The organism is Bacteroides sp. 2_2_4 (assembly GCF_000157055.1).
Classification (GTDB): Bacteria; Bacteroidota; Bacteroidia; order Bacteroidales; family Bacteroidaceae; genus Bacteroides; species Bacteroides ovatus.
On record NZ_EQ973355.1, the window covers coordinates 576,903 to 597,618 of the forward strand.

The 20,716-nt window shown below is 41.4% G+C and carries 18 protein-coding genes; 9 read left to right on the forward strand and 9 right to left on the reverse strand.

Annotation, left to right across the window (positions count from 1 at the left end; all coding sequences use genetic code 11):
• Positions 1 to 89: 89 nt before the first annotated feature.
• Positions 90 to 1,106, reverse strand: a complete 1,017-nt coding sequence (locus tag BSCG_RS24835; protein ID WP_008774783.1) for an energy transducer TonB — start codon at positions 1,104 to 1,106, stop codon at positions 90 to 92.
• Between the two features lie 120 nt (positions 1,107 to 1,226).
• On the opposite strand from BSCG_RS24835, the gene pheS reads away from it, so the two are divergent.
• The 8 genes from pheS (at position 1,227) to BSCG_RS24795 (ending at position 11,359) form a co-directional block, all read left to right on the forward strand.
• On the forward strand, positions 1,227 to 2,246 hold the full coding sequence (pheS, locus tag BSCG_RS24830; protein ID WP_004300862.1) for a phenylalanine--tRNA ligase subunit alpha: 1,020 nt from the start codon (positions 1,227 to 1,229) through the stop codon (positions 2,244 to 2,246).
• A 148-nt stretch (positions 2,247 to 2,394) separates the two neighbouring features.
• Complete coding sequence (locus tag BSCG_RS24825) at positions 2,395 to 3,594, forward strand: MFS transporter (RefSeq protein WP_004300864.1); 1,200 nt, start codon at positions 2,395 to 2,397, stop codon at positions 3,592 to 3,594.
• Positions 3,591 to 4,268, forward strand: coding sequence for an endonuclease III (gene nth, locus BSCG_RS24820; protein WP_004300865.1), 678 nt, complete (start codon positions 3,591 to 3,593; stop codon positions 4,266 to 4,268). The genes BSCG_RS24825 and nth overlap by 4 nt, the downstream gene beginning before the upstream one ends.
• A gap of 93 nt (positions 4,269 to 4,361) precedes the next feature.
• Entirely contained in the window at positions 4,362 to 5,621 is a 1,260-nt protein-coding gene (locus tag BSCG_RS24815; RefSeq protein ID WP_008774784.1) for a phosphoglycerate kinase, read from the forward strand.
• Between the two features lie 106 nt (positions 5,622 to 5,727).
• Complete coding sequence (locus BSCG_RS24810) at positions 5,728 to 6,705, forward strand: ABC transporter substrate-binding protein (protein WP_008774785.1); 978 nt, start codon at positions 5,728 to 5,730, stop codon at positions 6,703 to 6,705.
• Between the two features lie 24 nt (positions 6,706 to 6,729).
• Positions 6,730 to 7,773, forward strand: a complete 1,044-nt coding sequence (locus tag BSCG_RS24805) for a porin (protein ID WP_032849282.1) — start codon at positions 6,730 to 6,732, stop codon at positions 7,771 to 7,773.
• 186 nt (positions 7,774 to 7,959) lie between these two features.
• Positions 7,960 to 9,144, forward strand: a complete 1,185-nt coding sequence (locus tag BSCG_RS24800; RefSeq protein ID WP_004304398.1) for a DUF418 domain-containing protein — start codon at positions 7,960 to 7,962, stop codon at positions 9,142 to 9,144.
• A gap of 7 nt (positions 9,145 to 9,151) precedes the next feature.
• Positions 9,152 to 11,359, forward strand: coding sequence for a tetratricopeptide repeat protein (locus tag BSCG_RS24795; RefSeq protein WP_004300870.1), 2,208 nt, complete (start codon positions 9,152 to 9,154; stop codon positions 11,357 to 11,359).
• A gap of 183 nt (positions 11,360 to 11,542) precedes the next feature.
• Here BSCG_RS24795 and BSCG_RS24790 read toward each other — a convergent pair whose 3' ends face one another.
• From BSCG_RS24790 to BSCG_RS24770, 5 genes are read right to left on the reverse strand one after another with little or no spacing between them, the layout of a single operon-like run.
• Entirely contained in the window at positions 11,543 to 12,124 is a 582-nt protein-coding gene (locus BSCG_RS24790; RefSeq protein WP_004300871.1) for a Maf-like protein, read from the reverse strand.
• Between the two features lie 40 nt (positions 12,125 to 12,164).
• Positions 12,165 to 12,686, reverse strand: coding sequence for a KdsC family phosphatase (locus tag BSCG_RS24785; protein WP_004300872.1), 522 nt, complete (start codon positions 12,684 to 12,686; stop codon positions 12,165 to 12,167).
• Positions 12,667 to 13,461, reverse strand: coding sequence for a Rossmann-like and DUF2520 domain-containing protein (locus tag BSCG_RS24780; RefSeq protein WP_004311403.1), 795 nt, complete (start codon positions 13,459 to 13,461; stop codon positions 12,667 to 12,669). Before BSCG_RS24780 ends, BSCG_RS24785 begins: the two co-directional genes overlap by 20 nt.
• A 7-nt stretch (positions 13,462 to 13,468) precedes the next feature.
• The gene (locus BSCG_RS24775; protein ID WP_004300874.1) at positions 13,469 to 13,804 is read right to left on the reverse strand and encodes a hypothetical protein; all 336 of its coding nucleotides are present in this window, start codon (positions 13,802 to 13,804) and stop codon (positions 13,469 to 13,471) included.
• Positions 13,805 to 13,806: 2 nt separating this feature from the next.
• Positions 13,807 to 14,343 carry a nitroreductase family protein gene (locus BSCG_RS24770; protein WP_008774787.1) on the reverse strand — a complete coding sequence of 179 codons (537 nt, stop codon included), beginning with the start codon at positions 14,341 to 14,343 and terminating at the stop codon, positions 13,807 to 13,809.
• 122 nt (positions 14,344 to 14,465) lie between these two features.
• Here BSCG_RS24770 and BSCG_RS24765 point away from each other — a divergent pair, with 122 nt between their 5' ends.
• The gene (locus BSCG_RS24765) at positions 14,466 to 14,690 is read left to right on the forward strand and encodes a hypothetical protein (RefSeq protein WP_008774788.1); all 225 of its coding nucleotides are present in this window, start codon (positions 14,466 to 14,468) and stop codon (positions 14,688 to 14,690) included.
• Between the two features lie 74 nt (positions 14,691 to 14,764).
• Here the strand turns inward: BSCG_RS24765 and BSCG_RS24760 are convergent, their stop codons facing one another.
• From BSCG_RS24760 to BSCG_RS24750, 3 genes are all read right to left on the reverse strand, one after another.
• Complete coding sequence (locus tag BSCG_RS24760; protein ID WP_004321516.1) at positions 14,765 to 15,307, reverse strand: beta-class carbonic anhydrase; 543 nt, start codon at positions 15,305 to 15,307, stop codon at positions 14,765 to 14,767.
• Between the two features lie 106 nt (positions 15,308 to 15,413).
• A complete protein-coding gene (locus BSCG_RS24755) occupies positions 15,414 to 17,438 on the reverse strand; it encodes a RagB/SusD family nutrient uptake outer membrane protein (RefSeq protein WP_004300878.1) in 2,025 nt (674 codons plus the stop codon).
• 24 nt (positions 17,439 to 17,462) lie between these two features.
• Entirely contained in the window at positions 17,463 to 20,702 is a 3,240-nt protein-coding gene (locus BSCG_RS24750; RefSeq protein ID WP_008774789.1) for a SusC/RagA family TonB-linked outer membrane protein, read from the reverse strand.
• Positions 20,703 to 20,716 lie beyond the last annotated feature (14 nt).

Sequence of the window (20,716 nt, forward strand, 5' to 3'; positions counted from 1 at the left end):
AACCTTTTTTATTTATTGGAGAGAGTATAAGTTCAACTTATAAATGCAATATTTCTTTTTTATTAATCGGACTTTAGATGCAAAGTTGCTTATTTATTCCGATAGAGTTGCGGACGGAAAGGAACATAAAGAGTGTAATTACTATCCGCCGGCTTTCCTCCCACCAATGCAGGTGACCATTTCGGCATTCCTTTGACAATGCGGAGAGCCTCCTCTGCAAATTCCGGATGAGTGGAACGTAGAATATGAGGACGAAGGATAACCCCTTCTTTATCAATAGTAAACTCACATAAAGCATAACCCGAAACATTCTTCTCCAAAAGCCCTGACGGATAAACCATTTCACTGGCAATATATTCTTCCGGAGTCATCGCAGAGAAATGAGCAGGTTCCTCCACCTGTCTTCCGGAAAGTGTCTTTGAACGGGGACCCACCGGATAAATTCCGATATACATCGACCGCTTATAAGCATCCGGCTCTTCCTTGGTGCGCTGTTGCAATGCTTTTAATAAAGCAGCAGCCTCCACTGCCAACGTCTGTTCAGAAATATTTTCCCCTCGGGATAACATATAAGCCGACTGACAAACCAACACGAGACGTTCCATCAACGTTCCCTTTTCCGGCGACCATTTACGTCCCATCTGCTCTTTACCTTTAGCATCCGTAGAAGAGAAAAAATAAACAATTCCATCCAAACCAGCCGTAGAACCGTCCAAATCCTGTACCTGCTCTGTCACCAAACGAAAGATAGCCCCTAAAGACTGATATAGGGAAGCACTAATGACAACCGATTTAGTATCCACCGTCACCGTCCCCTTCTCTGCCTGCCAATAAGTACGCGATAATGTGTTCGAAACCAGGGTATAACGTCCATTCCTCTTCTCTACCGACATTGCATACTCCGGCGAAAAGGAAGGGATAGCTGCAAAACGCGCATAAGGCTGTTTCTGGAAGCCCGTATTAAGTAAAGAAAACACACTACGATAATATTCGCCTAACTCGCCTGTATAAGTGGAAAAAGGTTTCACCGGCTCCAAATAGTCAATCTGGGCCGCAAGGCGAAAAGAAAAGGTTAAAAGCAGAAGACAGAAAACAATCTTTTTCATAAGTTGCCGGATTTTCGGTACATATCGGCAACAAAGATACAAATTATTTCGATGGTTCGTGATAAAATTATATCTTTGCACGGTTTTTACTAAGAAACTGAATAACAATACATCAAAAATATGATAGCTAAGATTGAACAACTTCTGAAAGAGGTGGAAGCCTTACACGCCTCCAATGCCGAAGAACTCGAAGCTCTCCGCATCAAATACCTAAGTAAGAAGGGAGCCATTAACGACTTAATGGCAGATTTCCGTAATGTAGCTGCCGAACAGAAAAAAGAAGTCGGCATGAGACTGAATGAACTGAAAACAAAAGCGCAGGACAAAATCAACGCGCTGAAAGAAATGTTTGAAAGTCAGGACAACGATTGTGACGGACTGGATTTGACGCGTTCGGCTTATCCTGTGGAACTCGGTACACGCCACCCGCTCACCATTGTAAAGAACGAAATCATTGATATCTTTGCCCGTCTGGGATTCAGCATTGCCGAAGGTCCGGAAATTGAAGATGACTGGCACGTGTTCTCGGCACTGAACTTTGCCGAAGACCATCCGGCACGCGATATGCAGGATACTTTCTTTATCGAAGCTCACCCGGACGTAGTATTGCGTACACATACTTCTTCTGTACAGACTCGTGTGATGGAAACTTCACAGCCTCCTATCCGCATCATCTGTCCGGGACGTGTATATCGTAACGAAGCTATCAGCTATCGCGCACACTGTTTCTTCCATCAGGTAGAAGCGCTGTATGTAGATAAAAACGTATCATTCACCGACTTGAAGCAGGTATTGCTGCTCTTCGCCAAAGAAATGTTCGGTGCTGATACAAAGATCCGTCTGCGTCCGTCTTACTTCCCGTTTACCGAACCAAGTGCGGAAATGGATATCAGCTGTAATATCTGCGGTGGTAAAGGATGTCCGTTCTGTAAACACACCGGCTGGGTAGAAATCCTCGGTTGCGGTATGGTAGACCCGAACGTACTTGAATCAAATGGTATAGACAGCAAAATATACAGCGGTTATGCCCTCGGTATGGGTATCGAGCGTATCACAAACCTGAAATATCAGGTGAAAGACCTCCGTATGTTCTCTGAAAACGATACACGCTTCCTAAAAGAATTCGAAGCGGCATATTAATAATGTGCTAAATTTACCAGTATGCCAATGTTCCCAATGAAACCGTCGGACGGTGATCGGGACATTGGCATATTCATCAACAGACCAATCAGGCCAACGGCGTTGGTTTCCAATCAACGCGAATCGGTCGATTGAACGATCATTCATTATGGCAAAGGATAGACTCATTACTCCCAGTTATTGTTTCATCTTGGCAGCCAACTTCCTGCTATACTTCGGTTTCTGGTTGCTGATTCCTGTTTTGCCGTTCTATTTATCCGAATTCTTCCAGGCTGGAAATTCCACTATCGGCATTGTCCTCTCCTGCTACACGGTGGCAGCTCTCTGTATCCGTCCATTTTCCGGTTATCTGCTCGACACGTTTGCCCGAAAACCTCTTTATCTGTTTGCTTACTTCATCTTTATGATGATGTTCGGCGGATATTTAATTGCCGGTTCCCTTACCTTATTTATTATATTCCGAATCATTCATGGCGTCTCTTTCGGAATGGTCACAGTAGGCGGAAACACGGTAGTAATAGACATTATGCCCTCTTCCCGGCGAGGGGAAGGCTTAGGTTATTACGGGCTTACCAACAATACAGCCATGTCCATCGGACCGATGTTCGGACTGTTTCTGCATGATGCGGGAGTTTCTTTTGCTACGATATTCTGCTATGCATTCGGTTCCTGTATTTTAGGTTTTCTATGCGCAAGTCTGGTTAAAACGCCCTACAAGCCTCCTGTGAAACGGGAACCGATCTCGCTCGACCGCTTTATCCTGATGAAAGGACTGCCTGCCGGACTTAGTCTGCTGTTACTTTCCATCCCTTACGGAATGACGACCAACTATGTTGCCATGTACGCCCGCCAAATAGGATTGAACACACAAACCGGATTCTTCTTCACCTTTATGGCAGTCGGTATGGCCATCTCGCGTATCTTTTCAGGAAAACTGGTGGATCGCGGAAAAATAACGCAAGTAATAGCTGCCGGATTATACCTGGTTGTTTTCAGCTTCTTCCTGCTTTCAACTTGTGTATATCTGATTCAATGGAATGATACAGCCTGTACCCTGCTGTTTTTTGGCATCGCATTATTAATGGGTGTCGGGTTTGGAATTATGTTTCCGGCATTTAACACGCTGTTTGTCAACCTCGCCCCCAACAGTCAGCGGGGAACAGCAACTTCCACCTACCTCACTTCCTGGGATGTAGGAATCGGTATCGGTATGCTGACGGGAGGATATATCGCAGAAATAAGTACATTTGATAAGGCCTATCTTTTCGGAGCCTGCCTGACGGTAGTTTCCGCCCTCTATTTCAGACTAAAAGTAACGCCTCATTACCATAAAAACAAGCTACGATGAGAAAGAAAGAACGTTATGAGAAAGTAATCGCCTGGTTTCAGGACAACATACCTGTAGCCGAAACCGAACTGCATTACAACAATCCGTATGAGTTGCTGATCGCTGTTATTCTTTCTGCACAATGTACGGACAAACGGGTGAATATCATCACTCCTCCTTTGTATAAAGATTTTCCGACTCCGGAAGCATTGGCTGCCACTACGCCGGAAGTGATTTTCGAATATATACGAAGCGTGTCTTATCCCAACAACAAAGCCAAACATCTGGTCGGTATGGCAAAGATGCTGGTGAATGACTTCAATAGCGAGGTGCCGGATAATTTGGAAGATCTGATAAAGTTGCCCGGCGTAGGAAGAAAGACTGCCAATGTGATCCAGTCGGTTGTATTCAAAAAAGCGGCAATGGCGGTAGATACACACGTGTTCCGTGTCAGCCACCGTATCGGACTGGTGCCCGACAGTTGCACCACCCCGTTCAGCGTGGAAAAAGAACTGGTGAAGAATATTCCGGAAAAGCTCATACCGATTGCCCATCACTGGCTCATCCTGCACGGCCGTTACGTTTGTCAGGCACGTACTCCCAAATGTGACACCTGTGGTTTGCAAATGATGTGCAAATATTTCTGTAACACCTATAAAGTTACAAAAGAGGAACCAAAAGCCAAGAATAAATAACGATTTAATAGCAAGGAACCGAAATAAATAGTAACTTTGCGGTCGTTCTAAAAGAAGAATTTTAAAAACACTTTTAAATAAAAATAGAGTATTATGCAGACAATTGACAAATTCAATTTTGCCGGTAAAAAGGCATTTGTTCGCGTGGACTTCAATGTACCCCTGGACGAAAACTTCAACATTACAGATGACACTCGTATGCGTGCAGCTCTTCCTACTTTGAAGAAGATTCTGGCAGACGGCGGAAGCATCATCATTGGCTCTCACCTGGGCCGTCCGAAAGGCGTTGCCGATAAATTCTCTTTGAAACATATCATCAAGCATCTGTCTGAATTGCTGGGCGTTGAAGTTCAGTTCGCTAACGACTGCATGGGCGAAGAAGCTGCTGTAAAAGCTGCTGCTCTGCAACCGGGAGAAGTGCTGTTGCTCGAAAACCTTCGTTTCTACGCTGAAGAAGAAGGTAAACCAAGAGGTTTGGCAGAAGATGCAACTGACGAAGAAAAAGCTGCTGCTAAGAAAGCAGTAAAAGAAAGCCAGAAAGAATTTACCAAGAAATTGGCTTCTTACGCTGACTGCTACGTAAACGACGCATTCGGTACTGCTCACCGTGCACACGCTTCTACAGCATTGATCGCTAAATATTTCGATGTAAACAACAAGATGTTCGGTTACTTGATGGAAAAAGAAGTGAAAGCTGTTGATAAAGTATTGAACGATATCAAACGTCCGTTCACTGCTATTATGGGCGGTTCTAAAGTTTCTTCTAAAATCGAAATCATCGAAAACCTGTTGAGCAAGGTAGACAACCTGATTATCGCCGGTGGTATGACTTATACATTTACTAAAGCTATGGGCGGCAAAATCGGTATCTCTATCTGTGAGGACGACAAACTTGACCTGGCTTTGGATTTGATGAAAAAAGCAAAAGAAAAAGGTGTAAACCTGGTATTGGCTGTTGACGCTAAGATTGCTGACACATTCTCTAACGATGCAAATACTAAATTCTGTGCTGTTGACGAAATTCCTGACGGATGGGAAGGTCTTGATATCGGTCCTAAGACTGAAGAAATCTTCGCTAACGTTATCAAAGAATCTAAGACTATTCTTTGGAACGGTCCTACAGGCGTATTCGAATTCGACAACTTCACTCACGGTTCACGTGCAGTAGGTGAAGCAATCGTTGAAGCAACTAAGAACGGCGCATTCTCACTTGTTGGTGGTGGCGACTCTGTAGCTTGTGTTAACAAGTTTGGTTTGGCTAGCGGTGTATCTTATGTTTCAACTGGTGGTGGCGCATTGCTCGAAGCAATCGAAGGAAAAGTTCTTCCGGGTATCGCTGCTATTCAAGAATAAGATAATTGTTAAAATCACATAGTTAATTATTAGAAGGGCAGTTCTTTGTGAAAAGAGTTGCCCTTATTTATAAAAACAGAATTCCTCTTATTTATAAAAACGAGGTATGAAAAGACCGATACTATTCTTTTGGTTCATCCTTTTCTTCCTTTACTCTTGTCAGAGAAAGAAAGGAGATAGCTCTTTTTTACCTCTAACCGAACTGCAACCACTTACCCTGGGCATGATGCCTACACTGGACGGACTTCCTTTTCATATAGCCAAAACGCAAGGCATTTACGACTCATTAGGACTGGATTTGACCATTCTTTCATTCAACTCTGCCAACGACCGGGACGCTGCTTTCCAAACCCGGAAAATAGATGGCATGATTACTGACTATCCCAGTGCGGTAGCATTACAAGCTATTCATCATACTGATTTAGGATTCATCCTGAAGAATGATGGTTATTTCTGCTTCATTGTCTCCAAAGAAAGTAACATCAACCAACTGGAACAGCTCAAGGAAAAGAATATCGCCGTGTCGCGCAACACAGTTATCGAATATGCTACCGACCAGCTATTAAGCAAAGCCGGAATCAAGCATGCGGAAATAAACATGCCGGAAATCGGCCAGCTTCCTCTCCGTCTGCAAATGTTGCAGTACAATCAAATTGATGCCTCTTTCCTACCCGACCCTGCCGCATCCATCGCCATGAACAGTAAACATCGTTCATTGGTAAGTACGCAAGAGTTGGGTATCGATTTCACCGCTACCGCTTTTTCACGAAAAGCGCTCAACGAGAAGAGAGAAGAAATCGAGCTACTCATCACAGGATATAACCTGGGAGTAGATTACATAAAAATGCACCCGCAGAAAGAATGGGAGCAAGTATTGATAGAAATAGGTGTGCCCGAAAATCTGACAGGACTCGTCGCCCTCCCCAATTATCAAAAAGCAAAACGCCCCTCCGCTGAAGCGATAGACAAGGCTATACACTGGTTGAAAGAAAACCACCGAATACCCCAAACCTACTCTGAAAAGAATCTGATTGACACTACATTTATTCCCACAGTATCAACCATAATACAGTATCAACCATAATCAAAATCAAATAACAACTAACTCATGCGAAAAACACTACTCCAACTCTTAACCTTTGTATTATGCATTACAAGTATGCAAAATCCTCTCCTGGCACAGGAGCAGACACCATTAAATCAAGTTGTCAACACACTGAAAGAACGGATTAGTCTCTCCGGATATGCCCAACTGGGATACACTTATGACGATGCAGCGAATCCGGATAACACATTCGACATCAAACGAATCATTTTCATGGCACACGGAAAGATCACCAAACGGTGGACTTGTGATTTTATGTACGACTTCTACAACGGGGGCATGTTACTCGAAGTGTATACCGATTATCAGTTTCTCCCCGGACTTACGGCACGTATCGGTGAATTCAAGGTTCCTTATACCATAGAAAACGAATTGTCTCCTACTACAGTAGAACTTATCAATTGCTATTCACAGTCTGTCTGCTATCTGGCAGGAGTAAGCGGTAGCGATAAGTGTTACGGAATGACTTCCGGACGGGATATCGGTATGATGCTTCACGGGAAATTATTTCGTGACTTCCTACAATATAAAGTAGCTGTAATGAACGGACAGGGACTGAATACCAAAGACAAAAACAGTCAAAAAGATGTGGTCGGTAATCTGATGGTTAATCCGCTGAAATGGTTGTCCGTAGGTGGTTCGTTTATCCGCGGAACAGGACACGCCATAGCTGACTCTGAATATACCGGAATCAAAGCAGGAGAAAATTACGCCAAGAGACGCTGGAGTGCAGGAGGGGTTGTCACCACTTCCACTTTTAATCTGCGTACGGAATATCTTGCCGGAAAAGATCGGAGTGTGAAAAGCGAAGGTTTCTATGCAACAGGAAGCGTGCGTTTTGCCCGGAATTTCGATTTCATCGCTTCGTACGATTATTTCAACCCTAACAAGAGTGCAGATTTCAAACAAAATAACTATATTGCAGGCGTACAATACTGGTTTTATCCCAGATGCCGGTTACAGGCACAATACACCTTTTGTAATAAGAAAGGAGACGGACAAAAAGATTCCAACCTGATACAGGCACAGGTACAAGTGAGGTTTTAAATTCAAGGACTAAATTTAAGTATTAGGTATCAAGTATTAGAGCCGAAGCATCAGGGTTAAGTTCCAAGGTAAAGTATCAAGGCTATAGTAAGTAGTACCTTAACAATAGGATTAAAGCAGTAGAGTTGAAGCAGCCGAATCAAATAATTATAAAATATAAACCTTATTAATAACAGAACAAAAATCATGGAACACAAAATCGCCGAAACCAACGCCCGAATAGACGTGGCCGACGTATTAAGAGGATTGGCAGTAATGGGGATCATCCTCTTGCACAGCATCGAACACTTTAATTTCTATTCTTTCCCGGAAGAAGTCCCTTTTGAATGGATGAAATTTACCGATCAGGCTATCTGGAGAGGATTATTCTTCACATTCAGTAATAAAGCATACGCTGTATTTGCTTTGCTCTTCGGTTTCAGTTTCTATATTCAGGACAATAACCAACAACGGAGAGGGAAAGATTTCCGCCTGCGTTTTTTATGGAGATTATTCATCCTATTCATTATAGGACAATTCAATGCCGCTTTCTTTACCGGCGAAATATTAACCATGTATGCGATTTTAGGAATTATCCTGCCGATATTCTGCCGGATGAGTGACCGTACAGTTGCCATCTTTGCTACTTTATTAATCCTTCAACCTATCGACTGGGCAAAACTGATCTATGCCTTGTGCAATCCTGACTATGTGGCAGGTAAAAGTTTGGCAGGTTATTATTTCAGCATCGCTTTCGACGTACAAAAACATGGCAACTTCCTTGAAACAGTCCGCATGAATATGTGGGAAGGACAAATGGCTAACATGACCTGGGCTTTGGAACATGGACGTATCTTACAAACACCGGGATTATTCCTATTCGGAATGCTGGTTGGCCGCCGCAAATATTTCCTGTATAGCGAACAGAACGAACGCTTGTGGTTAAAAGCATTAGCCATTTCGCTTCTCTGCTTCTTCCCCATCTACGGATTGAACAATATGTTGCCGGAATTCATCGAACGGAGTGCCGTCCTTGTTCCTCTACAGTTGATATTAAGTTCATTCAGCAGCCTTAGTTTCATGGTATTACTGGTGACAGGATTACTGTTGACTTTCTACCGTGTGAAAGACCGCAGTTTCTTTATGCGTTTCACATCTTATGGTAAAATGAGTTTAACGAATTATCTCGGGCAATCCATTTTCGGTTCTCTTTTGTTCTATCATTGGGGATTCGAATTGGGACGATATTTAGGAATCACCTATAGCTTCCTTTTTGGCATCCTTTTTGTTCTATTACAAATGGTATTCTGTTCGTGGTGGCTCCGACACCATAAACATGGTCCTTTTGAGGGTCTCTGGAAACGTTTGACCTGGATTGGAAAAAATAAATAATTAAATAATGATGAACGAAAAAACGATTAATGAACAATACGCATATATACGTACCTTACTTGAAGAGAAAAGGCTCAAGGAAGCTCTGATGCAGTTGGAATCTCTGCTGTGGCAGTGTCCTGACTGGGATCTACGCACTCGCCTGGAACAATTGCAGACTTCCTACAAATATATGCTGGAATACATGAAACAGGGAGCAAATGACCCTGAACGATGGAATCTGTATCAGAAAATGGTATCAGACACGTGGGGAATTGCCGACCAATCACGTTTGCTCATATTGGATAACGCTTCATCAAGATACTATCATGAAGTACGACGTACTCCCAAATCGCCAGATTTGTCAAACTATGGTCTTAAAACCATATTACACATACTGGAGTCTTTTAATGACGACTTGGCAGTCAGCGGATTACTGTCTGACGAAAAGATGGATGAAGTATTAAAGCGGCATGAGGACACGCTCAAGTTTATGTTTATCAGAACATGGACAAACAGTGCCTGGACTCCCGAAGACGAGGAAGATGCAAAAGCCATGCTTGCCTCGGAATTACTTCCGGGAGACGACTTATGCTTATTTGTCAGTGCCCTCACATTGAGCTTGATGGAATGTTTCGACTTACGAAAAATAATGTGGTTGCTTGATGCTTACGAGCATCCCAACGTCAACGTCAGCCAACGGGCATTGGTTGGTGCGATGATTATTTTCCACATTTACAGAAGCCGACTTACTTTCTATCCGGAACTGATAAAAAGGGTGGATCTCATGGAAGAAATCCCTTCATTCAGAGAAGATGTCGCTCGCATTTACCGCCAAATGCTATTATGTCAGGAAACGGAAAAGATTGACAAAAAGATGAGGGAGGAGATTATTCCCGAAATGCTGAAGAATGTTTCCTCCATGAAAAATATGCGGTTCGGCTTTGAAGAAAGCGATGAAGAGAACAACGACATGAATCCGGATTGGGAAGATGCATTCGAGAAATCCGGACTGGGGGATAAATTGCGTGAAATGAACGAATTGCAGCTGGAGGGTGCAGATGTATATATGAGTACTTTTGCGGCTTTGAAAAACTATCCGTTCTTCCGCGAGGTGCATAACTGGTTTTATCCATTCAGCAAGCAACAGTCTAATGTGCTCAAGGCAATGAAGCAGGCAGGAAATCAGGGAGGCAGTCTACTGGATTTAATTCTTCAATCGGGATTCTTCAGTAACAGTGATAAGTACTCTCTCTTTTTCACGATCCATCAATTGCCACAGTCACAACAGGATATGATGTTGAGCCAACTGAATGAACAACAGGTTGCAGAATTGGCGGAGAAATCGAATGTTGAGACGATGAAGAAATTCAATGAACGTCCGGGAACGGTCAGCAACCAGTACCTGCACGATTTGTATCGTTTCTTCAAACTTAGTGTGCGCAAGAGTGAATTCAGAGATATTTTTAAAGAGAAGCTCGATCTTCATCATGTCCCTGCACTCGACAATATATTGCACTGGGAAGATGTATTATTCCCCATTGCCGATTTCTACCTGTCAAAGGAACGTTGGGACGAGGCTATCGAAATTTATGAAGAGTTGGAAACGATTGGCGGATTCGAAGGAGAGAGTGCTGAATATTACCAGAAGTTTGGCTATGCATTGCAGAAAAGAAAGAAATATGCAGAAGCTATCCAGGCTTACCTGAAAGCAGACACGTTGAAACCGGATAATATCTGGAACAATCGCCATCTGGCTATTTGTTATCGGTTGAACAGAAATTACCAGGTAGCAATCACCTATTATAAGAAGGTAGAAGAAGCTGCTCCGGAAGATACCAATGTGACTTTCCATATCGGTAGCTGTCTGGCCGAATTGGGGCAATATGAAGAAGCACTGAATTATTTCTTCAAACTGGATTTCATCGAGAACAACTGTATTAAGGCATGGCGTGGTATCGGATGGTGTTCATTTATCAGCCAGAAACATGAACAGGCGATGAAGTATTATGAAAAAATAATAGAACAAAAGCCTCTGGCTATTGACTATATGAATGCAGGACATGTTGCCTGGGTGATGGGAGATATTCAGAAAGCGTCCGTTTTCTATGGAAAAGCCATTACGGCTAGTGGAAACCGGGAACGATTCCTGGAAATGTTCCATAAAGATGAAGAAGCTCTTCTCACACAAGGAATTCGGGAAGAAGATATTCCTCTGATGTTGGATTTATTATAGTCTTCCACATCTTTCAGTTTGGGATATTCAGTAAATGTTCCTGCTTAAAAATACAGAAAAAGGCTGCCTCATTTTCTATTTTGAGGTAGCCTTTGTGCATTATTGGACTAAGTATATCTTATGTATTTCATGTAATCAATAAGTTTATTACACTGATATATTCAGATATATTCAAGATACTTACTACAGCTTTTTCAACTCTCCGTACAGTTTCTGTATGGGAAGCCCCATAATATTATAGAAACTACCGGAAATTGATTTAACCCCGATATACCCGATCCACTCCTGAACGCCATAAGCTCCTGCCTTATCCATTGGCTGATAACGATCTACGTAATACAGGATTTCATCTTCCGACAAGACATCAAACAGCACTTCGGAGGAAGCGGTAAAGCTTTTTTGCCACTCAGTAGTAGTTAGGCAAACCCCTGTGAAAACCTGATGAGATTTTCCCGAGAGAGCGCGAAGCATTTCAATGGCTCCTTCCCTACCCTCCGGTTTCCCAAGTACTTTCCCATCTAACCAGACTATGGTATCTGCCGTAATCAATAATTCTCCCGGCTTCATCATGGTACGGTAGGCATCCGCCTTTTCACGGGCAATATATTCAGGTATTTCAGCACCTACCAATGTATCCGGGTATGACTCGTCTACATCCGGCAATGTTCTGACTACATAGTCTACTCCTAGTCCCGACATCAGTTCTTTCCGACGGGGAGAATTGGAAGCTAATATAATCTGATATTTATTTAAGTTATCAAGCATGGTTTTATTCGTTATTAAACAACGATTATTTATGATTAAGTTACCAACCGAAGGCGTCTTCCACCATCCATAGACCGTGAGCTTTCAGCACCTGCTCCACTACATCACGTCCGCATCCACGACCACCGTCTGCATAAGAAATATACTTTGCAACGGATTTCACTTCCGGCACGGCATCTTTCGGGCAGCATGGCAGTCCGCACTCACACATCACTTCAATATCCGGCACGTCATCACCCATATATAGAATTTCATCATCGGTCAATCCGTACTTATCACGAAAAGCACGATAATCATGTATCTTCACAGCAGAACCCATGTATAAATCCTTCACTCCCAGTCCCTCAAAACGGATACGTACCGCTTCTGTCCGGCCACCGGTGATGATAGCTATGTGAAGTCCTTTTTTCACAGCCAACTGGATGGCGTACCCATCTTTGATATTCACCGTGCGCATCGGTTCTCCGGAAGGATGCAAAGGTACGGTTGTCGAACTCAATACTCCGTCCACATCAAAAGCTAAAGCTTTGATACGGGATAAATCATAATTGATGGTGCTCATGGATACTTTTGCTCATTAGTTTATATATTTCCTGCAATGCCGGAGAATCTACCAACATGGCAAGATGATTACTCATCACATTCTCATCGTAACGAACAGCGGGTCCGGTCTGTGCATCACGTGGCGCCAATTCGTGGACTTTACGTGCTGTTTCATCTATCAGCGGAAGCATGACATCGAAAGGCAAGTTGTATTTTTCAAGCAAATCAGCTGCTAATGCATACATGTGATTGGTGAAGTTACAGATAAAAACAGCAGCCAAATGAAGGCTCTTACGTTGCTCGGAAGAAGCCTCGTAGACCTTTTCCGAAAGTGTGGCGGCAACAGCCTTCAACAATTCCACGTCTTCCGGCCTTTTCGCTTCAACAAAGAAAGGCACTTCCTGAAATTTAACTTCACGTTGTTTGCTGAATGTCTGCATCGGATAAAATACTCCGTAACGTTCTGCATGCCCTTCCCAAACGCTCATCGGAATGCTTCCTGCCGTATGCACCAACAAAGACGCTTGCTTTCCTTCTGTTATCTGCGGTAACAAATCTACTAAAGCATCATCTTTCAACGATACGATATACAATTTTGCATCTTTGGAGACTGCCTGTAAATCTGTTGTATATTCAGCTTCTACTTTCTCGGCTAAGGTACGGGCAGATTCCATAGTCCGGCTATATACCTGTACAATGCGGAAACCTTTACGATAAAGAGCTTTCGCCAGATTAGTAGCCAAGTTACCTGCACCGATAAACACGATCGGTGTATCTTCTATACTTCTTTTCATTATTCTCTTATCGTTTTGCAAACCAGAATAAAACGATTCCGATGATGAGCAGTGTCAATGGCAACAGATATCCGGATAACGAACCCAATAAGGACATGACCAAACCGATATTCATCACTAGCCAAAGCCCAAGCAACACAAAACCAATTGATTTATCGCGTTTGAAAATAAGGAAACAGATCGAGGCGTACAATAGCATATTGTCCTTATTCATCACCCAGGGTAGCCCAATGGAAGAAAAATGAATCAGCTTATCGATCAGAAAAAGTGCTCCGATTACAATAAAGGTAACAGCAGTAGCCAGATAGGTATCTTTACTATTATTCGCTTTAGCAGCTCCCATACTTATTTTCCTCCGAACTTGTTAATATGAATTTTCTCCCATTGAAGATGTTCTTCATTGAAAGGTTTACGTTCCATCCCTTTATGTCCGATAGCAATGACAGAAAGAATCTGAAGTTGCAAGGGAATATCCAAAATTCCATGGACAAATTCATCGGAAGGCATTCCGGTGGCAGTGAAACGTTCACGAACCTGCACCCAGCAGCTTCCCAAGCCGAGATCTTCGGCCTGCAACTGTATCATGATAGAAGCAATGGAAGCGTCTTCAATCCAAACATCACTGGCCAACGGATCGGCCATTACCACAATTGCCAAAGCTGCGTCGGCAATGAATGAAGAAGCCTGTTCCTTGCAATGAGACAATTCTTTCAATACCTCTTTATCATCAATCACTACAAACTGCCAACTATTACTACGTTTGGAAGAAGGAGACATCAAAGCAGCTTTCATCAACGTAACGACCTGATTTTGTGTCAATTCTTCATCGGTGAACTTCCGCATACTACGACGGTTCTTTATTAATTCACTGAAATTTTCCATATTATTTCCGGTTTCATTTGATTAATGTATGCAAAGATAATGCAAACCGAGCGTAATAGGAAATAAAAGTTTATACTAAATGAAGAATATATTGTATCTTTGCACAGAGAAATAATTTCATTATGAAAAAGCGAATTACACAAGACGATTACGTTAAAGCGAATCGTAAAGCTAGCCGTGAGGCAGAAATTGAGATGTACGGACACCCTATTTGTCACAAACGAGTGCACCAGTCAAAGAAAGTATATAACCGCAGAAAGATAAAGGCAGCCGACAAAAAGCTGCCTTATTTTTTTGTCTTCAAAATAGCGTCACTATCCTCCAGACATAGCGACACTACACAATAAGAATGGCGTCACTATATTTAGGGGATTAAAAAAGCAGTTTATCTATTTACCTATTTACCTATCTATCTAATTATCTATACAATCCGCGTTAATTCCCCGGTCGTAGAATCAATAATAAATCCGTAGACTGTCACATCTGAAGGGATCAAAGGATGGCGTACAATAAAATCGACTGTTCCTCTCACCGACTTTTCCGTATCTTCGAAACCATCCAGCCACGAATGAAAGTCAACTCCGCAGAAACGCATCATGTCAATATAATCCGGATTGATTCCGCGTGCTTTCATTTTTTCGAGCATTTCTTCACTATGCATGTGGCAAGCTCCACAATCAGAATGAGCAATCACCATTATTTCCTCTACCCCCAACTCAAAAATAGCAACAAGCAAACTACGTATCACGCTACCGAAAGGATGGGAAATAACGCCACCTGCATTTTTTATCATTTTCACATCGCCATTCTTAATTCCTAATGCTGCTGGCAGCAAAGCAGTCAGTCGGGTATCCATACAGGAAAGAATAGCTATTTTCTTATCGGGATATTTATTGGTAATATACGATTCGTATCCCTTGTTCTCAACAAATTGCTTGTTGTAAGCTAAAATTTCTTCTAACATAGTTCCGCTTTTTAAAAGTTCTGTTCGATTACACAAAGATATAGAAAAAAGGGACATATCATCACGACATATCCCCTCTTTAATCTAAATTTAATCTGTAAGAGTACTAATACCCATTGTTTCCATATTCTTCTGCATTATCAATCTGACTCAAGAAGTTAAAAGAAATCGGACGCAAATAATGCTTGTTTTCATCAAAATTTTCAGCTGCACGAGGATTACCAACAGCAAGACGTTGTTTAAAAGAATCTTTGTGACGCTTCATCAATACCCAACGTTGATATTCTCCACATAATTCACGAGCATATTCGTCCATAACATCATTCTGTGTAGCATTACTCAATTTCATAGCATTGTAAGATGCATCATTGCGAGCGGCACGCTTTTTCAGTACATTTAAATATTCAGCAGCTTTTCCGCCATTTCCTAATTGTTGGTTAGCTTCAGCTGCAATCAGATATACTTCAGCCATACGCATAATGAACACATCACCTGTCTTACGTTGCAAATTGCTACTATATGAATCTTCCGACAACCAATTGTATTTGTTGAAACCAGGGTACATATTTTTGTCATTAGTAACTTTTATATCTGTTTTACGATATTGTCCGTTATCAAACAAATCATCAATATTGATTACATAATATCTACGTTTCGCTTTCTCCGCATCCGAAAGTCTTTCCTTTGATAAGTAGAAACAGATTCTATCATCATCTTCAGCTACAGGGTAAGGTATCACATAGGGGTTCTTCACTTCCTGCAATTTGGAAGGATCACCGCTATTTTCACCTTTCGGCCAAACCTTGGCTATCATTTTGGGCGCCCAAGTTCCATCATAATATGTATAATTCAAATCACCATAAGGATAAATATACTCATTATGGAATTTTGCATCCAATCCATAAGTATCGATTATATTTTGAGTAAGAATTGTAAATGAACTAATATTATCATTTACGCCATGTTTTGTTCCAATTTTTGGTTTTGTACCATCATCCAATGTCTGCTTCTTATTAGTAAATAAATAACTACCTCCTGACTGTACGGCAGAAAACTGTACAAAAGCCGTAGTAAAGGTTACTTCCCACCGCTTATCATAATCAGCATCAAAACAATCCAGCAAATATTTGGAAGGTGCCAACGTATTATTATTAGTACGTCCATACCAATAATTTTGATTATCCGGAGTAGGATAAATAGTGAGAGTATTTGGCTTTGGATACATATAAGTAAAGTTGTTATTACATTGTGTTCCAGCATTCCAGTTCTCCAAATTCGTAGCATCCGGACCGGCAGCAATAAATAAAGCTTCTTTATTATTTCGATTATTTGCCGGAGCCCAAACATCTTCCACATCATCATACAGACAGTCACCATACGCTAAAATCATGTCCTCTGCCACTTCTTTAGCACGTTGCCAATAAGATACTCCCTCTTCTGTCAGCCCATATTCGCCACCACCTTGAGCATAAACGCGAGCCAAAAGTCCTAACGCGGTTTTCTTAGTCACACGCGCACGATTATTATCATAAGGAGTATCTTCAAGATTATTGGCCGCAAATTTCAAATCATCAATTATCTGCGTATATAGTTCTTCAATAGAGTTACGCTGCGGAGTCAAAATAGGATCTTGAGACGATTCTTCCAATGTTAACGTTACATTCCCATACGTATTCACCAATATGGAATAATAAAACGCACGAAGACAGCGGGCTTCAGCCACTAAAGTCGTTATATCTTTTTCATTGCCATCCGTTAGTAATTCAGCCCTGTTTACTACTGCATTACAATTACCGATCATAGAATAAGCCTGACCGAATAATTTATTTGTAGCATTCGTATTCGTAGCTAAACCATCATAATAAATCACCTGCTTGGCATAATCCGGATTACCGGCAGGAGTTATCCAGCAGTCCGTACCACCTTCAGCCACAGACAAGAAATCATAGACACTGAATAACTGCCCGTAAAGTGATGAATAACAATAAGACTGTAATCCTTTAAGCCCATCGAACGTTGCAAGAATTTCATCTCCTGTTTTTTGGCTTGGATTATACTCATCAAGCGAGCAGGCAGACATTGAAGCCACAGCGAATGTAAGCGCTGCTATTTTATAGATTGTACTTTTCATTTCAATACTTTTTTTAGTGAAAAACTAGAATGTAACATTTACACCAAATACAAATTGTTTGGTCAATGGGTACTTCAGAGAACCATTCATTTCCGGATCATAGTCTTTCAGCAAATGGCTTTTCGCAAATACAAACGGATTTGTAATGGTAGCATAGAAACGACACTTCTCTATACCGGCTGATTTTAAGATAGATTTCGGCAGACTATATCCCAATGTAATGTTCTTAATCTTTATAAACGAACCGTCTACATAGCGTAATGCGTAATATCCCGTATATTGTTCGAGACCTTTATTAGCATTGGCGGCAGGAAAATCATTTGAAGGGTTGTTTTCAGTCCAATAATTGAAATAGGTCGGGAAGTTACGTATACCCTTCGGGTCATAAGACGTCAACATATCATAAGCAAACATCTGTCCGTAACGTGCATAAACAAACACACTTAAATCAAAATCCTTCCAGGTAAAATTATTCTGGAATCCTAAAGACCAATCCGGAGAGTTGTGACCCAGAATTTGATAATCTGCATCACTTGGAGTATATTTATTATCAGAAGTGTAATAAATAACATTACCATTTTCATCCACAGCAGCACTACCCGTTTCTTCATCTATTTTATAGAATCTACCATCAGATTCTTTTACTAAATTAGGTATATTGATTTTCAAATCACCAGGTGCAGCACCAAATACCGCCGCATCAGTTTCCTCACCTTTTTGCCATACACCATCCAACTTATAATGATAATAAGAGTTAATAGCTTCTCCCAATGCCAATGCATAACCGGTGTCACCATTATTAAGCACATCTGAATCTCCACCGGACAATTTGGTTATTTTCTCTTTATTATGATTGAAAGTTACACTTGAACTCCAGGTAAAGTTCTTTGTTATAATATTACGTGTATTAAGAGCCAACTCAAAACCTTTATTGCTAGTCTCACACATATTTAAATTAGTAGTATAATTCGCTTTAGGTCCGCCATCCGGGGAGAATGCTCCATTAATAACAGGAAGTGCCTTGTTCCATATAACATCTTTTGTTTTTGTATTATAATATTCCATACTGACATCAATGCGATTATTTAAGAATGCAGCGTCAATACCAATATTCGTGTTATACGACTTTTCCCATGTAAGCAAATAGTTCGGAATATTCTGTGAGAATTTATAAATCGGCGTCAGAACACCTCCTAATATCATATTTACAGCAGTAGCATCCAATGATGCAGCAGACGAATACGGATCAATACCCGCTGTACTACCCGTAACACCATATCCGAAGCGAATTTTCAGATTACTCAACCAGTTAGTCGTACTCTCCATAAATTTTTCATCAGAAATTCTCCATCCCAAAGAAAAAGCCGGGAAAGTATCCCATTTATTACCTTCTGCCAGTCTGGAAGAGCCGTCATGGCGGACAGATGCAGCAAATAAATACCTACCCATATATGAATAGTTCAAACGGCCGACATATCCCATCCCCTTAGACATACTATAAGAAGTACTTCCCGAAGTTGCGGAATTACCATCAAGAATATTATGCCATAAGAATTTATTATCAGAAACACCTTTTTGATACAAAGTAGTGACATCACTACGATTGTGGTTCCAAGATGTAACTGCAGTAAGAGTTATATCATGCACTTTCTTAATCTGGAAATTGTAAGTAAGTATATTTTCCCACTTATAATTATACGAACGGTTGTCCTTAACTTGTGCCTTAATGCCGTCTGCCGTTTGATTTGCCTTATACCATTGAACAGATCCCTCTCCTGTGAAAGTGTTACTACGTGAATATCCCAAACTAGCACCAGCACGAGTAATAAAAGTCAGCCCTTTAAGAGGAGTGATTTCCAAGTAAGGATTAAAATAGACCTTAAGGTTTTGAGCCTGATTGCGGTACAAACTTTTATCCTCATTTAAAAGATAATTATATACTGTAGATGAAGGATCGGCAACAGGTTGCGGATTGATGCTTCCATCTTCATTATACAACGATCCAAGAGGATTTGACGCCATCAAAGTCTGTAAATCAGAATCAGCTTTATTTTGATGTACATAAGACAGTTGAGCATCAATGCCCACCTTCATCCACTTTTTAATCTTATGATCTACCCGGATTTTAGATGAATAAAGTTTATAGCTATCTTGTGCAAACTGCCCATCCTCATTAGAGAAGTTCAGAGAAAAATATGCCTTTGTCTTTTCCGTTCCACCAGCCACAGAAACAGAATAATTCTGTGTTACACTGGTTTTCAACAAAGCATCCACCCAATCTATATATTGGCCATTTTGATGTGCACTCCATTCAGCATCAGTAGTAAACAGATTTTTATCATCAGCAACCGAACTCCAACGTCCATCGCCAGCACCAACAGATGCATCTCTCAAGGTTTGTATATAACTTTCTCCACTACGCATCTCCGGAGTCCTTGACCAGCCGTTTACACCTACGTATGCATTAAAATTAACAATTGCTTTGCCTTCCTTACCACCTTTAGTAGTAATTAAAATAACACCGTTCGCACCACTTGAACCATAAATAGCTGTCGAAGAAGCATCTTTTAAAACTTCAATGCTTTCAATATCATTCGGATTCAATGTAGAATAATCCCCCGGCATACCATCAATTATAAATAAAGGATTTCCGGAATCCTTCTGGAATGACCGGTTACCACGCAACTGCATCTTTACTCCCGAACCGGCCTGTCCCGATTCACGCGTAATATCCAATCCTGCCACCTTACCTTGTAAAGCCTGCATCGGATTTGAACTTGGATTCATCACTACATCTTCACTTTTTACAGAAGTGATAGCTCCTGTCAAATCGCGTTTTTTCATCGTACCGTAACCCACAACAACTACTTCATCCAATGCCTGTGTGTCCGAAACCATTTTCACATTGACCGGTCCGTTGCCTGTCACAGTCACCGTTTGTTCTTTGTAACCGATATAAGAAATGACCAGTTCTTTTCTTCCCGCCGGAAGATCGATAGAGAAGTTACCGTTAAAATCGGTAATCGTACCTGTACTTGTTCCTTTCACAACGATAGAAACTCCAATCAGCGGCTCCCCGCTTTCATCAATGATAGTTCCTTTCACAGTTTTCGTTTGTGTGACAACTTGCACCATAGTATTAGAAACTCCATCTTCTGCATAAACAGCGTATGACAGAGGGGCAGCCAATAAAGACAACCCTAAAATCATGGAAGCGCGTCTATGATAATTCTTCCATGCTTCAACAAATGCATTACATCTCATTCGTTCTAATTTAA

Coding starts and splice junctions, on each gene's coding strand:
- BSCG_RS24835 (WP_008774783.1), bottom strand. CDS start 1,106: ATGAAAAAGATTGTTTTCTGTCTTCTGCTTTTAACCTTTTCTTTTCGC.
- pheS (WP_004300862.1), top strand. CDS start 1,227: ATGATAGCTAAGATTGAACAACTTCTGAAAGAGGTGGAAGCCTTACAC.
- BSCG_RS24825 (WP_004300864.1), top strand. CDS start 2,395: ATGGCAAAGGATAGACTCATTACTCCCAGTTATTGTTTCATCTTGGCA.
- nth (WP_004300865.1), top strand. CDS start 3,591: ATGAGAAAGAAAGAACGTTATGAGAAAGTAATCGCCTGGTTTCAGGAC.
- BSCG_RS24815 (WP_008774784.1), top strand. CDS start 4,362: ATGCAGACAATTGACAAATTCAATTTTGCCGGTAAAAAGGCATTTGTT.
- BSCG_RS24810 (WP_008774785.1), top strand. CDS start 5,728: ATGAAAAGACCGATACTATTCTTTTGGTTCATCCTTTTCTTCCTTTAC.
- BSCG_RS24805 (WP_032849282.1), top strand. CDS start 6,730: ATGCGAAAAACACTACTCCAACTCTTAACCTTTGTATTATGCATTACA.
- BSCG_RS24800 (WP_004304398.1), top strand. CDS start 7,960: ATGGAACACAAAATCGCCGAAACCAACGCCCGAATAGACGTGGCCGAC.
- BSCG_RS24795 (WP_004300870.1), top strand. CDS start 9,152: ATGATGAACGAAAAAACGATTAATGAACAATACGCATATATACGTACC.
- BSCG_RS24790 (WP_004300871.1), bottom strand. CDS start 12,124: ATGCTTGATAACTTAAATAAATATCAGATTATATTAGCTTCCAATTCT.
- BSCG_RS24785 (WP_004300872.1), bottom strand. CDS start 12,686: ATGAGCACCATCAATTATGATTTATCCCGTATCAAAGCTTTAGCTTTT.
- BSCG_RS24780 (WP_004311403.1), bottom strand. CDS start 13,461: ATGAAAAGAAGTATAGAAGATACACCGATCGTGTTTATCGGTGCAGGT.
- BSCG_RS24775 (WP_004300874.1), bottom strand. CDS start 13,804: ATGGGAGCTGCTAAAGCGAATAATAGTAAAGATACCTATCTGGCTACT.
- BSCG_RS24770 (WP_008774787.1), bottom strand. CDS start 14,343: ATGGAAAATTTCAGTGAATTAATAAAGAACCGTCGTAGTATGCGGAAG.
- BSCG_RS24765 (WP_008774788.1), top strand. CDS start 14,466: ATGAAAAAGCGAATTACACAAGACGATTACGTTAAAGCGAATCGTAAA.
- BSCG_RS24760 (WP_004321516.1), bottom strand. CDS start 15,307: ATGTTAGAAGAAATTTTAGCTTACAACAAGCAATTTGTTGAGAACAAG.
- BSCG_RS24755 (WP_004300878.1), bottom strand. CDS start 17,438: ATGAAAAGTACAATCTATAAAATAGCAGCGCTTACATTCGCTGTGGCT.
- BSCG_RS24750 (WP_008774789.1), bottom strand. CDS start 20,702: ATGAGATGTAATGCATTTGTTGAAGCATGGAAGAATTATCATAGACGC.